The sequence below is a fragment of the Patescibacteria group bacterium genome, assembly GCA_020148045.1.
In the GTDB taxonomy this organism is placed as follows: Bacteria; Patescibacteriota; Minisyncoccia; order Minisyncoccales; family GWA2-38-27; genus JAHCRG01.
Genome location: JAHCRG010000007.1, coordinates 1 through 14,161 on the forward strand (window position 1 = coordinate 1; position 14,161 = coordinate 14,161).

At 40.8% G+C, this 14,161-nt stretch carries 14 protein-coding genes; 1 reads left to right on the plus strand and 13 read right to left on the minus strand.

Annotated features, from left to right (window positions below; translation table 11 throughout):
• The 7 genes from KJA13_02635 to KJA13_02665 all read right to left on the minus strand — a co-directional run.
• Nucleotides 1–653: FAD-dependent oxidoreductase (locus KJA13_02635; protein MBZ9577909.1), on the minus strand; the 653-nt coding region annotated here is incomplete at its 3' end.
• A 3-nt stretch (nucleotides 654–656) separates the two neighbouring features.
• Nucleotides 657–1,916: an MFS transporter gene (locus KJA13_02640; GenBank protein ID MBZ9577910.1), complete on the minus strand. Its 1,260-nt coding sequence runs from the start codon at nucleotides 1,914–1,916 to the stop codon at nucleotides 657–659.
• Nucleotides 1,909–2,859: an ROK family protein gene (locus KJA13_02645; GenBank protein MBZ9577911.1), complete on the minus strand. Its 951-nt coding sequence runs from the start codon at nucleotides 2,857–2,859 to the stop codon at nucleotides 1,909–1,911. Before KJA13_02645 ends, KJA13_02640 begins: the two co-directional genes overlap by 8 nt.
• A gap of 60 nt (nucleotides 2,860–2,919) precedes the next feature.
• Complete coding sequence (locus tag KJA13_02650; GenBank protein ID MBZ9577912.1) at nucleotides 2,920–3,126, minus strand: hypothetical protein; 207 nt, start codon at nucleotides 3,124–3,126, stop codon at nucleotides 2,920–2,922.
• 1 nt (nucleotide 3,127) lies between these two features.
• Nucleotides 3,128–3,997: a DUF89 family protein gene (locus tag KJA13_02655; GenBank protein MBZ9577913.1), complete on the minus strand. Its 870-nt coding sequence runs from the start codon at nucleotides 3,995–3,997 to the stop codon at nucleotides 3,128–3,130.
• Nucleotides 3,994–4,776, minus strand: coding sequence for a radical SAM protein (locus KJA13_02660; GenBank protein MBZ9577914.1), 783 nt, complete (start codon nucleotides 4,774–4,776; stop codon nucleotides 3,994–3,996). Before KJA13_02660 ends, KJA13_02655 begins: the two co-directional genes overlap by 4 nt.
• Nucleotides 4,763–5,728, minus strand: coding sequence for a glycosyltransferase family 2 protein (locus KJA13_02665; GenBank protein MBZ9577915.1), 966 nt, complete (start codon nucleotides 5,726–5,728; stop codon nucleotides 4,763–4,765). Before KJA13_02665 ends, KJA13_02660 begins: the two co-directional genes overlap by 14 nt.
• A 320-nt stretch (nucleotides 5,729–6,048) precedes the next feature.
• Here KJA13_02665 and KJA13_02670 point away from each other — a divergent pair, with 320 nt between their 5' ends.
• On the plus strand, nucleotides 6,049–7,098 hold the full coding sequence (locus tag KJA13_02670; GenBank protein ID MBZ9577916.1) for an O-antigen ligase family protein: 1,050 nt from the start codon (nucleotides 6,049–6,051) through the stop codon (nucleotides 7,096–7,098).
• Here the strand turns inward: KJA13_02670 and KJA13_02675 are convergent.
• The 6 genes from KJA13_02675 to KJA13_02700 form a co-directional block, all read right to left on the minus strand.
• A complete protein-coding gene (locus tag KJA13_02675; GenBank protein MBZ9577917.1) occupies nucleotides 6,981–8,357 on the minus strand; it encodes a glycosyltransferase family 39 protein in 1,377 nt (458 codons plus the stop codon). The genes KJA13_02670 and KJA13_02675 overlap by 118 nt on opposite strands.
• A gap of 244 nt (nucleotides 8,358–8,601) precedes the next feature.
• Complete coding sequence (locus KJA13_02680; protein MBZ9577918.1) at nucleotides 8,602–9,393, minus strand: glycosyltransferase family 2 protein; 792 nt, start codon at nucleotides 9,391–9,393, stop codon at nucleotides 8,602–8,604.
• Entirely contained in the window at nucleotides 9,386–9,988 is a 603-nt protein-coding gene (locus KJA13_02685; protein ID MBZ9577919.1) for a class I SAM-dependent methyltransferase, read from the minus strand. The genes KJA13_02680 and KJA13_02685 overlap by 8 nt, the downstream gene beginning before the upstream one ends.
• A gap of 37 nt (nucleotides 9,989–10,025) precedes the next feature.
• The gene (gene amrS, locus KJA13_02690) at nucleotides 10,026–11,291 is read right to left on the minus strand and encodes an AmmeMemoRadiSam system radical SAM enzyme (protein ID MBZ9577920.1); all 1,266 of its coding nucleotides are present in this window, start codon (nucleotides 11,289–11,291) and stop codon (nucleotides 10,026–10,028) included.
• Between the two features lie 23 nt (nucleotides 11,292–11,314).
• Entirely contained in the window at nucleotides 11,315–12,733 is a 1,419-nt protein-coding gene (locus tag KJA13_02695) for a cobalamin-dependent protein (protein MBZ9577921.1), read from the minus strand.
• Nucleotides 12,730–14,151, minus strand: a complete 1,422-nt coding sequence (locus KJA13_02700) for a radical SAM protein (GenBank protein ID MBZ9577922.1) — start codon at nucleotides 14,149–14,151, stop codon at nucleotides 12,730–12,732. Before KJA13_02700 ends, KJA13_02695 begins: the two co-directional genes overlap by 4 nt.
• Nucleotides 14,152–14,161: the final 10 nt, after the last annotated feature.

The window sequence follows — 14,161 nt, forward strand, 5'->3', positions numbered from 1 at the left end:
ACCTTTTCTTCTCCCAGTATCTCCAGCACTTTCGAGTTCCAGATAAAATCTATTTTAGGGTCGGCCTTCAGTCTCACCTCGAACACCTTATCCGCGCGCAGTCTCCCCCGGCGATGGACGAGAGTAACGCTGCGCGCAAATTTGCTTAAGAAAAGGGCCTCTTCACAAGCGGCGTTGCCTGCGCCCACTACAATAATTCGCCGGTTACGGAACAAAGGGCCGTCGCAGGTAGCGCAATATGAGACTCCGCGTCCGCTAAGTCTCTCCTCCCGGGGCACGCCCAGCCTTTTAGGAATAGCCCCGCAGGCCAGAATTATGGAATGGGCCTGGTAAGTTCTGCCTTCTGTCTTCACGGTATATCCGCTTACGGCCTGGGAAGACCCGGCAAAAACAATCTCTTTTACCTCTTCGCTAATAATCTTTAATCCCGACTTAACAGCCTGGGCCTTGAATCTCCCGGCGAGCGCCTGTCCATTTATCCCTTCGGGAAAACCGGGAAAATTCTCCACAAGGTCGGTTAAAAGCATCTGTCCGCCGGCAGAGGCCTTTTCTAAGACTTTAACCTTCATTCCCGCCCTTACGGCATAAAGTCCGGCGCTAAGACCTGCTGCTCCTGCGCCAATAATGATAATGTCGTATTCCGCTTCTGCCATCTTTTACGCCCCTCTTTTATCCATCTTCAAAACAAGCGCCACTAATCCTGCAATTGTAAGCATTATCCCTACAAACAGTAAAATCCAGAAGCGCCCAATCCTCTCCGCCAAAAAGGAGGTGAGAAACATAAACGAAAGAAAGCCCAGGTGCGCCACTACCTCCAGCGCCCCGAAGATTCTCCCGCGCATCTCTTCCTTGGTTACTTCATGAATTAGAGTGTGGGAAGATATTATAATTGGCGAAATAGTCAACCCTAAAATGAGACTTAAACCCTCGGCCAATAAATTTGAGGGACGGAGTTTCAAAAGGACTGCAAATGCGCTTAAGGCCGTCCCGCTTAACATTAGAGAAATAAATATTATTCTCATTCTGGAGACCTTCTGGCCAAACTGCCCATAAACAAGCGTGCCCAGGAAAAGGCCCAGCCCCAAAAACATCGCTAAAAACCCCAAGTCCTGAGTTACCGAGCCTAAAGAATCCTGCACGAAAACAATGCTCACTATATAAACCGCCCCTACCGCCGACCATAAAAGAAAAAAGGTCTGGGCGATAAAGCGCACATCGCTGTCTTTTACCAGATAATACCAGCCTTCTTTGATATCGGAAAAAAGGGTCTTCTTAAATAGCCTTTGCGCATCCTTAACTACTATTACCGGGCCTTCTTTTTTAAAATAAACGCGGGCTCTGGCGGCAATCATAAAGACCATCAATCCCGAAACAAGGTAAGTGAGCGCATCGACAAAAAATCCTCCCTGCGAGCCTATGCGTTCGACAATCAGTCCGCCCAGGCCAAATCCGGCAACCGCCGCAATCATCCCGCTTGTGGAGGAAAGGGAATTGGCTAAAAGCAGCTTCTCTTTAGAAACCAGTTGCGGGATAATGGCCATTTTCGCGGGGATAAAAAAACGGCCTACGGAAAACATCAGAAAAAGGATTATATATACCGGCCAGAGATTTTCTGCTCCTATGAAAAACAAGGCCAGCGAGGCCACCAGCGCCGCCCTTAAAAGGTCGCAGACTATCATTGTCCGGCGGCGGTCCCATCTATCTACATAGGCAGCGGCAACAGGCCCCACCAGAAATACGGGGATAATCGTAAAGGACAGGATTTTGGCCAATTGCAAGGTCGAACCGGGGGCGCGGGCGTAAATCAGGGCTATCAGGGCCATCTGACTTAAGCGGTCGCCGAACTGAGAAGTAATCTGGCCTAACCAGAGAAAGAGAAAATTTTTATTTTTCAGGACCTCTTTAAACTCAGCCAAGGTTATCCTTCTTCAGGAGCAGGCTTATCGCACCTAAATCGCCTACCGCGTCTTTTAGTTTAGCCGGCACAATCTTGCAACTGCGATAGGGCCTGGGCCAGGTGTAAGCGCGCACGGTCTTCATAAGCGGCCGAAAAAGTATCGGGCCGGCCCTGGATACCCCCCCGCCGATAACAATCATCTCCGGATTGATTATCTGAATAACATTGGTTATACTTAATCCGAGATAAAAGGCGGCCTGGTTGTAAATTGCCAGGGCAAGCCTGTCTTTTTTCAAAGCTGCCCGGGCTACGCAAGCCGCATCGATATCTTTCCTTTTCCCGGCCAATTTTAAAATCAGGGAACTCCTCTTTGCCTTTTCTCTGGCAATTCTGGCTATGGCTGTGCCGCTGGCCAGGGCCTCCAGGCACCCCCGCTTTCCGCAGTTACATCTCGGGCCTTGCGGCAAAACCACGGAATGGCCGATTTCTCCGGCGTCAAAACTTGCGCCGTGGAAGACCTCCCCGTTGATAATTAGACCCCCGCCGATGCCTGTGCTCACCGTGTAATAAAACAGGCTGTTCACGCCTTTGCCTGCGCCAAAGGTCTTCTCGGCAAGTGCGGCGCAATTTGCATCGTTATCCACAGCTACCGGGAGCCCGAAACCTCGGGCAAAGATTGTCTTTAAGGGCAGATTACGCCAGGTAGGCATATTCGGCGGGTTAATCAACACGCCCCTTGTTAAATCCAGAGGCCCGGCGCAGGATACGCCGATGCCTTTAATCTTTTTTCCGGCCTGCCGGCAGCTCTTTAGATAGGCCCGGATAATCTTTTTTGCCTCCCCGAGTGTGGCCTGCGCCTCTTTAGTGGGGAAAACCTGACGAATTAAGATTTTGCCCCGGCTTGTGCCCAAAGATACGGAAGTCTTTGTTCCGCCTATATCTACGCCAATAAGGTAAGACATAACTTATCTCCTTAGATTAGATTACTACAACCAGGGCAATCCGTCAAGACTCCTCTGCCGTTATCTTCCTCTTTTCTGCCAGACCCGGATAAACCTTTCGATGCTGCGCTCATAAGTTTTTTCTACATCGGCAGGGAAAAGACAGGCGGGCAGCTGCCCCTGCTGCCAATGATATTGGAGACACTCGCAGCACATCCCCTTTCTGGCGCAGGGCTCGTAAGTGCAGTTGCAATTTTGCTTATTTTGCTCTATTTTACATTCCGCCATGTTAACCTCCCCTCTTCAAGATAATATCGCCTAACTTACAGCCCAGATGTTTAACCACTACAGGGCACTTTGCCCTGAAGAGAAAAAAGAGCGGGGCCTTTTCTCCTGCTAAGGCCTCAAAGTTGCCCTGACCTTTACTGATAATAAATTCTGCGTCTCTAAAAATCCTCCTGAAATTTCCTGTGCAAAATTTTAAAATTGTCCCCGGCGCATCGCAGCCGGAAGAGACAATCCGGGCATATTTATCTATTCCGCAAAATGCGGCATCTTGGGCAAGGGCATCGTTAATTATCGGCCCTCCTCTTACAACATAAATGATTTCTTTGTCTTTCATTTCCTCAATTAAAATTTTGTCGAACACAACCTCGCCGGCATTATCTCCAATATAAAGAATCCTTCTTGCTTTCTTTAAGCTCCTTTTAAAAGCCGGATAAGCAAACAAGGCCTTGCTTTCTCTGCGAATAATCCTATCTTCCTCGGCAAAGAGCTTGTCTATCTCCCGGCCGATATTTAAAGAGCTTTTTATTCCGTAATCGATAATATTGCCGGCTATGGCCAGCTCAAGAGCGGCTAAAAGCCTGTCTTTAGACCTCTCTACCTTCTTTTTTAGACGGGGATATAGAGATAAGGCAAATTCATTGCTCTTTTGTTTAATTTCTTTAAAAGGGTCGTGCCTTCCGGTAATCTGCCTGACAAGTTTATAAAGAATCCTTCCCATAGCCGTGGGGCACTCTTTTAAATCAAACTTAAGAACCTCTTTAGAAAGCGCCTTCAGTATCCTTTTTTGAGCAGATTTATTTGCTCCGGCAAGTTGCGCCGCATCAAGCGCCTGTTTGAAGAAGCAGGGGATGCAGTCTAAAGATGTTTTCATTCTAAAATCTTGCCCCTTCTAAGCATTGTGCCTTTTGCGCTAATGGGGCGGACTTTTTTGCGCCTTGCCTCATCAAACGAAATTACCTTCATCCCGCGAAAATGTCTTTTTATTTCTAGAATCGCACGGCGGGAAAGGGGTTTAACTGGAGAAGGCCTGGTGGGCGTGCAAATCTGGATTTCATCGGGCTGGATACTTTTGGCAAGTTTTGCTATCTCTTTAGCAATGCCTTTGTTTTTCTGCACAAACATCACCTGCAGGGCTAATTTTCCGCGAAATTCTTTTCTAAATTGTTTAATAGCTTTTAGGATACTGGAAAACGTTATTCTTTTTGCTGGTCGATTTATTAACTTTAAAGACCTTGCCGAATCCGCATCCAATTTCACTGCTACCAAATCGGCCAGAGAAAGTTCTTTTCTTACGTCCTTTCTACACAGCAAAGTGGAATTGGTCAAAACGGCTACCGGCTCTTTGCGTATTTTCTTTATTGCCCTGATTGTCTCACCCAAGTTTACGGCCAGTGTGGGCTCGCCTCTCCCGGAGAAGGTAATGTAATCTATGCGCACATCCGGCAGCCTTTTTATCTCTTCAATAACCTTTTCCGTAGGGACATACAATTTCCTTTTCGTAGCAAAACCCTTCGTCTTGCCGAGTTGGCAATAGATGCAATCAAATGTGCAGACCTTTTTTTTAGTCGAGAGCAAATCTATGCCCAAAGAACTGCCTAATCTCCAGGAAGGCACCGGCCCATAGATATACTTAAAGTTATTTTTCCTCATTATTAGTTTTTCTGCGTTTTTTGAGGGCCATTTTGAGGTAACTAATGTTTTTTATTATCCTTGGAATTAAACAAGGATGGAAAAAGGCCAGGTAACTCCAGAGTTTAATTTCATAACCGATTATCCAGGGTAGATTAATTATAAAGTCTCTCGGGCTGTCGTTTTTTAATATAGTCATATACCTGTTTTTCACCAGCGAGGTCTTCAGCTCCGGCGACAAATAGGCAAAGTCGTATCTCTTTAAGAAACTTATTCTGGGCACATAAGCCTTAGCTGTGCCTCCTCTACGGTGGCAAGCCAGGGCTTGCGGATTGTAAAAACCTCTCCAGCCAAGAAGATTTGCCCTCCAGGCAAGGTCTAAATCTTCATAAAACATACCGTAATTTTCATCAAAATATTCGCCGTCTATCTTTATCTCTTCAAGCATCTTGCGTTTATAGAGAGGGGCTATGCCTCCGGCACTAAAAATATAGCAGGGCTGGTCAAACCTAGCGCTGTCCTTCTTTTTATATCCCCTCTCTACGGGCCGGCGCGACCTGCCGAGCAGCTGTCCTGCGGAATCAATAGTCGCTCTACCCCAGGACATAATCTTTCCGCATACCATACCTATGCTTTCATTGGCCTTCGCCGCCTCAAGGAGCTTTTCTACAAAATCTTTCTCTAACACCACATCGTTATTTAAGGAAATTACATATTCGCCTTCTGCCGTCTCGATACCCTGGTTTTGTGCCCGGCAATAAAGCTCATTATGTTCGTTGATTATTAACCTAACTTGAGGAAACTTTTCCTGTAACATCTGTTGCGAGCCATCGCAGGAGCCATTATCTACTACAACTATCTCTATAGGACTATGGGTCTGATTTAACAGAGAATTCAGGCAACTCTTTAGATATGCCTTTTTATTCCAGTTCACAATAATCACAGAGACCAATTCCATTGACCCTATCCCCATATCTGTGTTAGAATTATACCATAATGCAAGCCCCTAAATCAAATGTGGCCTGGAGAGTGCTTTTATTCCTTATCTTCTTACGGCCCTTTATCTGCCAGAGGTGCTATCCCCGTTTTGAGAGCTATTATTGCCTCATCTTTCTATCGTGCGCTTTGCTGTGGATACTCTTCAGACCGAAAACTTCCTTTAAGAGCCGTCTCAATTATCCCATTCTCCTTCTTCTTATAGCCCTGCTTATCTCTACAACATTTTCCATAAATATTCGTTTAAGCCTGAAGGAGATATATAAGTTTATTCCATATCTTGTGGCTTTCTATCTGATGTTCAGCATATCGCCCGGGCAAAAAAGAGAAGTCTTGATTGCTCTCATTGGCGCCGGCTCTTTATTAAGCCTGTATGCTATTTATCAGTTTTTCTGGGGCTTCCAGAATATCTTGGATTATCTTAGCCAAGCAGAGCCCTATCTTTATGCCGAGGAGTTTCTGGCCAGAAAAAGGGTCTTTGCTACCTTTCTCTCTCCGGATATGTTTGCCGGATACTTAATTATGATACTCCCTTTAGCCGCAGGCCTGCTTTTAGAACTTGCTGAAAAACGCCAATTTCTGTCATTGCGACCCCGAGCAAAGTCGAGGGGCAATCTCATTCTTTGCTTATTAGCAGGCCTTTCCGTAGCCTTTATGCTCATCGCGCTTCTGCTTACCAAATCCGCAGGGGCATGGATAGGCCTTTTTGTGGCCTTTTTAGTCTTCTCTGTCTTGTTATTTGTCTATCGTCCTCCCTTTTTAAGGCGAAAAGTTCTCTTAGGTGCTGTCATTACCTGTATCGTCATAATCTCAATTTTAACAGGCATTTTTCTCATCCGCACAGAGCAGTTCTTCGACTTCAGCAATCCCCAAAATTCCATAATTCAAAGAGCTTACTTTTGGAAGGCTGCGGTAAAGATAATTAAAGATTTTCCTTTCACAGGTGTGGGGCCGGGAAGTTTCGGCCTCATTTATCCTAAATATAAAAGCCCCGAGGCCTTCCAGACTCATTTTGCTCACAACAGTTATCTCCAAGTCTGGGCAGAGATGGGAATATTGGGGTTTTTGGCCTGGCTTTGGTTAATATTAAGGTCTTTTCAGGTTGGACTAAGGAAGTTAAAAGTGTCAAAGGGCCAGGGCTATTTGACAATCAGCCTGCTTGCCGCAAGTTCGGCTTTCCTGGCACATAACTTGATTGATTTTGATTTCTTTATACCCGAGGCGGCCTTTCACTGGTGGGTAATTGTGGGGTTTTTGCTAAATAAATATACGAAAGCCCCATCAAACTCTTCCCGCCTGGCTTCTTTGAAGTTTCCCTTTATCCTCTTGATAACTTCATATTCTTGACTGTCTATGCCTTTAAAACGCCAACTAGAAAATACTATCCACAATCTATGATTTTTTTCCAGATTTTTGACAATTTTGAATTCTTCAGGCAAAAATATAGTTGGGTGCAGTCCTTTATAGTCTATTCTAAATAACTCCTTTTCTTTAAATACATCCGGGTTAAAAACAATAACCGTGCCTCTATCTATTTCTTGAATCAAGTCGGCATTAGGCGATGTTTGCCTTATATAAAACTTCAAAGGAAAAACTGTATTTCTACAGGTGTGTACAATTCTGTCTCCTATTTTGTAGTTATCTGAAATGAACTTGTCAAACCCTTTAATATTCTGTCTTTCTACCACCCCTACATGCTGAGCATACTCATCTGGCAAATAATTTAAATTGTAATTTCTCAAGGCCAAACAATTGAAGGCAGTTATAGCTAAAACGAAAATAAATACGGTTTTCTTATTCATCCTGCTTAAGCCTATAGCTGCCCCCAACAGATAGAACGGAAACACAGAGAAAAAGTACCTATCAACATAGCAGTTTTTAATCCTGGATATAAAGAACATAGTTAAGAGCGGGGTAAATAGACAAGTTAAGAGCAGTTTCATTCCGATTTTCCTGAAAGACCATAGAGCGCCTGACAAAAAGAGAAAAAGACAAATAAGAGTTACGCACTTACCAGCAAGTGAATGATAATCTATATTATATCCGATACTGAAATTCTTTAGTGTATATATTAAGCTCCCGATATTAAGCTCTGCTCTCCATATAGGAAAATCGCTCATTTCAGGAGGAATTTTATTATGAAGAATAAATTCTAAATTAGGGTACAAAGTTAAGAAAACAGGTATAATCAAAATTATAATTACCCCATGCGAGAGAAGAAAGGACCTTAGAAGATGTTTGTATCTTCTTATTCTAAAGATGAAAAAAATGCAAAAAGACAATAGCGCCATTAAGCTCATATAGTGAAGATATACGCTCAACACACTAAAACTAATATAAGCAAGCCAATATTTTTTGCTTCCGCCGGTTATCACCTTTAAGAATGAATACGCGCTAATTAAGGTAAAAAGACATATAGCAGCATAGGGCCTTAATTCTTGGGAATAATATATATGAAAAGGCGAAATAGCAATAAGGAAAGCGGTTAATCGGGCAATCTTAATGTCAAAGAAGTCCTTTGCCAATACGTATAACATATAAATACTCAGAAGGGAAAATATAACCGAAGATAGTCTTAAAGCAAACTCCGATTCGCCAAATAACATTTTCCAATAATATACAAAGCCGTGAGTATAAAGCATCAAATAATCGTGGTGGTTAAGCAAGAAGTTGCCGTCGAATAATTTGGACAAAGCAAAGAGCTGGCCCACCCTCCGCGCATCCAACATAGCAATTGCTTCATCATACCAAAAGCTATATCTATCGAGGTTGTACACCCTAAGGGCCGAGGCTGTCGCTAAGATTAACCCCAAGATAATTATATACCTTAATTTGGAAGAATGCTTCATGTCAAAACAATATCTTAGTCTTTGTCTTATTGCCATTATAAACTTGAAAATTAATTTTAATAATGTCTTTTAATATAATAATACCGTCTTTCAACAATTTTACCTTCGACGTCTTGTTGTATGCCCACCTCACCGGCAAATCTTTTATTTTATAACCAAGTTTGTTGGCGATATATAATATCTCCAAATCAAATCCATAGCCGTTTATACTCTGCCTATTAAAAATCTTTTGCGCAACCGAACGAGTAAAGCATTTAAAGCCGCACTGCGAATCGGAAATATTGTGGCATATGAATATTTTTACCAAAAAACTAAGAAGAAATCTTGCAATCATCCGAACTCTCGGCTCCTTTCCATCAACTTCTGCGCCAAATAATCTACGAGAAGCAATTGCTATATCAAATCCGTCTTGCAAAGCATTTATTAGTTTTTTTAATTCTTCAATTTGAATCTGAAGGTCAGCGTCTGTATAGAATATATAATCGCCTTGCGCCTCTTTTATACCCCTCCTTATAGCAGCCCCCTTGCCTAGATTCTTGCCATTTCTATAAAGCCTAATTCCTTTCGTAGAAGTCTTTGCTGCCTCTACAATCTGGCTGCATAAATCGGTGCTTCCATCATCTACGACAATAATCTCATATTTACATTTTTCTTTCTCCAAGAATTTTTCTATTTTTTCTAAGCTGGCGGAGATAACCGCTTCTTCGTTATAGATGGGAATTATCACTGAAAGAAAAGGTTTGTTGCGTTCTCTTGCTTCTTTCTTATGCATCTTGCTAATTATATTAACCATTGGCGAATATGAATATTATAAAGTTTTTCCCAATTTTTTCACAATAGACCTTCCTAAATTCCCCAGGAAAAACATCTCGCAGTAATTTTTCGCTACAATAATTAATTTTTTTAATTTTGTTTTCGATGTATGTGACCAGCCTAAAAAGAGGTCCCTTTTGTTCTCTGCGTTGTGCCAATTCAATAACAATCAAAAACGCTTTTTTTTGCATAACTCTCTTTATTTCTGATGCAAGCCTGGCCACTTCTTTCTGGCTCATGTGATGCAAGACATTATTCAACATAATGAACGCGAACATCTTATCTTTAAAGCATAGATTCTCATTACAGGCAACATATGAATCTAATTTGTGAAATTTTTTCGCAAAATTTATAGAATCGAAATCTCTGTCAGCGCCGAAATATTTTACTTTGCCGTTCTTAAAAAGATTGGAAAATAACCCTTCGCCGCAACCAAAATCAAGAATTCTATTATTGTCCGTTTCAAGCTTCTGTAAAACGGAATTTTCTATTTGTCTTTTCTCTTCCTTTATTGTCCGTGTTAAAAACTGAAGGAAATAGTGGCAGAAAGAATATAAACTTTTAGTTGTTTTCATATTTAATGCAGAGTTCGGAAGGCGATTTAAGTTCCCATCAAGGATAAAACAACAGAAGCCTTTCTCCACAAAATTTACATCTGCCTTCTGCTGTATTATTTACAAAAAGAGTCTCTTTGTCTTTTCTATGTAAAATTAATTTGCCGCAATTAGGGCAGTATATCTTCTCTTCAAAGTCGGGCCCGGGATATTCTCTTAAATAATAAATATACACGCGCCTAACGCCTTGTGTATAAGCCATTTCTTTTGCAGCTTTTAATGTATTCAAAGGAGTGGGGGGGATATTCTGGAGAAGATAGCTTGGATGATAGCGAATAAAATGTAGCGGCACATCTTCCCCGAGGTTCTGCTTAATCCAAACACATAAATTCCTTATTTGCTCTAAATCATCGTTTACTTTGGGAATTACTACATAGGCTACTTCAAATCCGATCTCTTCATCTCTCAAAACCTTCAAGGTCTCCAGGACTGGGCTAAGTTCTGCAGAACAGTATTTACGATAAACTTCTTCTGTGAAACCTTTTAGCCCCACACTTACTCCATCCATATATTCCAATAGCTCTATCAGAGGTTCTTTATTAATGTAACCGCAAGTATTCAAGACATTCTTCCAGCCTCTTTCCTTAGCTAATTTAGCTATATCTAACACATATTCATAATATACAGTAGGCTCATTAAAGCAGTAATTTATTATCTTGCAATTATATTTTTCCGCCAAAGCTATAACCTCTTGCGGCGTGAGAGCAAAATTCATCTTGTTGCCCCCTAAGTATGTTGCTCCACTTATAGCATCTATGTTGTTTAAAGAAGGGACAATTTCTATTTCTTCTGGTGTGGCCTGACTATACTGCGATGTTAAACAAAATTTGCACCTCATATTGCAACCCACTGTCCCTAACCTTAACATTCTGTAGTCTGCGGCACAGTAAATCAAAGACCGCTGGTAGATAGGAAATCCGTTAGTATTTACACGCGCCTTTCCATAGACTAAACTGTAACACTTGCCTTTCTTATTTATCCGCGCATTGCAGAAACCCCTCTGACCATTTTTTAAAATACAATTTCTCGGACAAAGCAGGCATTGGATTCTATTATTTGGCAACTTTGAATAATACAGTGCCTCATGGAGAGCTGGTATGTCGTTAGTTCCGGAGGCAATTTTTTTATAGTTGGCGCAAGGCCCGATAGCATGTATCCAAGAATATTGCGCCAACCATATTGTTCCCAAGATCAGGCAAAGCATAATTGCTTTTTTTAAAATACCGCGATATAATTTGTATCCTTTAGAAAAGCTTTTTTGCATTTTCAATTTTTAGGTGCCTTGGTCTAAAACAAATTCCTTGTAATGTAGTATATAAATTTCAATACCTTTGAGGTCTTCGTCTTTTTAAAATTTATAAAATTACTTAAAATTAGCTTAATGCGCTTGGGGCGAATATAAGAGGTAATATAAGCAGCGGAATAAAGCTTTTTTAATTTCTTCGAGGGGATTTCTGAAATATCAAATGGGCGATTCCCGAAAAAATAAAAATTGTTCCAATCAATCGAGCTTAATCTTGAATTTTTGTATCTTTTATTAAAAATTTCTGTTCCGGGTAAGGGAATTGCATGGCTGAAAGATAAATAATCCAAGTCTGAATTCCGGGCAAAGCTTATAGTCTGTCTAATAGAATCTACAGTGTCTTGCGGAAGGCCTAAAATAAAATAGCCAAATGTCTCTATTTTAAATTTTTTAACCATATGGATCTTCTCAAGGATTTTGAGTCTATTAATGGGTTTCTTAACTTCATGCAGTACATTACTGGCAAAAGACTCAATCCCAAAGGCTAATTGATAACAGCCAGAAGCAATAAATGCCTCTAATAAACCTTCATCTAACGTATCCAGCCTCAGCCCAACCGTGGTTCTCCAAACAATATTAACTTTTCTTTTAATAAGTTCTTCGCAAATTCCAATTGCATGATTGCGGTCTTCTGAAAAGGTATCATCAGAGAAGTTAATTTCTCTTACACCGTATTTTTTTACCAGGCATTCTATTTCGTTGACTACATTTTTTGCTGAACGCTTCCTTAAGCCTCGCCCATGGATAAGATGAGAAGCGCAAAAAGTACATTGATGAGGACATCCCCTGGAGGTTAAAATAGAAGCGCAGGGAAATTGTCGAGGAGATGTCTGGCCAGCAACATCACCATATGCAGTTGGCGGAATAGCCTCCCAGTCAGGAAAAGGCAAATTATCTAAATTCTCAATTAGGTTGCAACCAGGATTTAAGACAGCCACATCGTCTTTCCAAAAGGCCAAACCCTTAATATCCTCAAAATAATTAAAATGTGATAGGGAGCGTTTAATTATCTCTAATATGGCTTGTTCGCCTTCCCCTACTACAGCAAAATCCGCTCTCAAACCTTCCAGACTAAATTTTGGCAAAGCTGAAACATGAGGTCCGCCAACTATAACTTTTATTACAGGAATAGCTTCTTTTATTAAGCGTATCATAGATTTAATCGCATTATAATTATAACTATATACAGTAAACCCAATAAAATCGGGTTCCTTTAGGATTATCTCTTTTACAGCCCTGTCTAATGAGTACTTTTTTTTAGAAAAATCTAATATTTCTACATCATACTGATTTTGTTTCAGCACAGCGGTAATATAACCTAGTCCTAGGGGGTAGGCGCAAGAAAAAATTTTTACGGGCGCAATTACAAAAATTATATGATGAGGCACTTTGTGAAGAATCATTTTTTAATCAAACCTAAAATAAATTTTAACAAAAGGATAGAATTAGAAAACGTTAATTTCCATTGTCTGCTTATTATACACGCACAAAAATATCTAAATAATATTTTTGGCCTTAAATAGTATTTTCTGTAGGCCTTCTTCCTTAAACTCATAAGCAGACCTCTTGAGAGGCATTCTGTTTCAAAGACAGGTTTTGTATGAAAACTATATTTAGACCAATTATATGTGTTTAGATAACCTTTTTTAGAAAAATTATTAAAGCACTTTGTGCCTGGAAAAGGAATTAAGAATAAGAAGGAGCAAAAAGTCGGGTCTATTGCTTTGGCGAACTCTATTGTTTCCTCTATGCTTTGTTTATTTTCTCCTTTATTCCCTATAATAAACGTAGCCCATGAATTAATTTTTGCCTGTTTTAACAATTTAAAAGTTGAAGAAATAGTCGAGGTACTTATTCTTTTATTGCAATTAGCCAAAATACGATCGTTGCCGCTTTCAATTCCAATCTGCATTTCTAAACATCCCGAGGCCTTCATCTCTTTTAATAAATCCAGAGACAGGCAATCGGCGCGGGCATGGCAAATCCACTTTAATTTAGAAAAATATTTTTTCTTCCTTTTGCAAAACTCAACAACCCTATCTGCGTCCTCTGTAAAATTATCATCGTGGATAAATAATAAGGATATATTCGACTCTTTTATTAGTTTTTCTATTTCTTCGCAGATGTTATCTAAACCCCTGTATCTGACTTTGCGTTTCCACATCAGTTCGTTTGAACAAAAATTGCAATTGAAGCTACAGCCTCGAGAAGTAATGATAGTATCATAATTAGAGTTATCTAGGCGATAAGGATAAATATGCCGGAAAGTATATTTAGGAAGTAAGTCGCGCGCGGGAAAGGGCAATTGATCTAAGTTATCTACAAGAACTCTCTCCTCTGTCTTACAGTAGCTGCCGTTCCTTCTAAAGGCAATGCCTTTTATCTTATCCAACGATAAGCCATTTAGGAAGTTATTTACAATCTCTGCAAAAGTTTCTTCGCCTTCGCCAATAACACAGACATTCGCAACATCTAAGTTTTCGAATGGCAGAGCACTAACATGCGGGCCGCCAAATACAATAAAGGCCTCCGGCAGCAGGCGCCTGGTGCCTAAAGCTACGGTCCTTGCAAATTTCACTGTTGGAGTAGCTGTGGTTATTCCAATAATATCTGGCTTAAATAGCTTGATGTACTCTAAGACACCATTTTCTTTAATATTTAAGGCCGATGCATCGCAAATTTTTATATCCACTGGGCAATTTCTTCGAATATACGAAGCAAGGTATGTAAGCCCTAATGCCGGCTGTTTATAATTTATTGAGTTCTCTAACCACCCAGGAAAATATTTAAAATCAGGATTTATTAATAACAGCTTTTTCAACATTTAAATC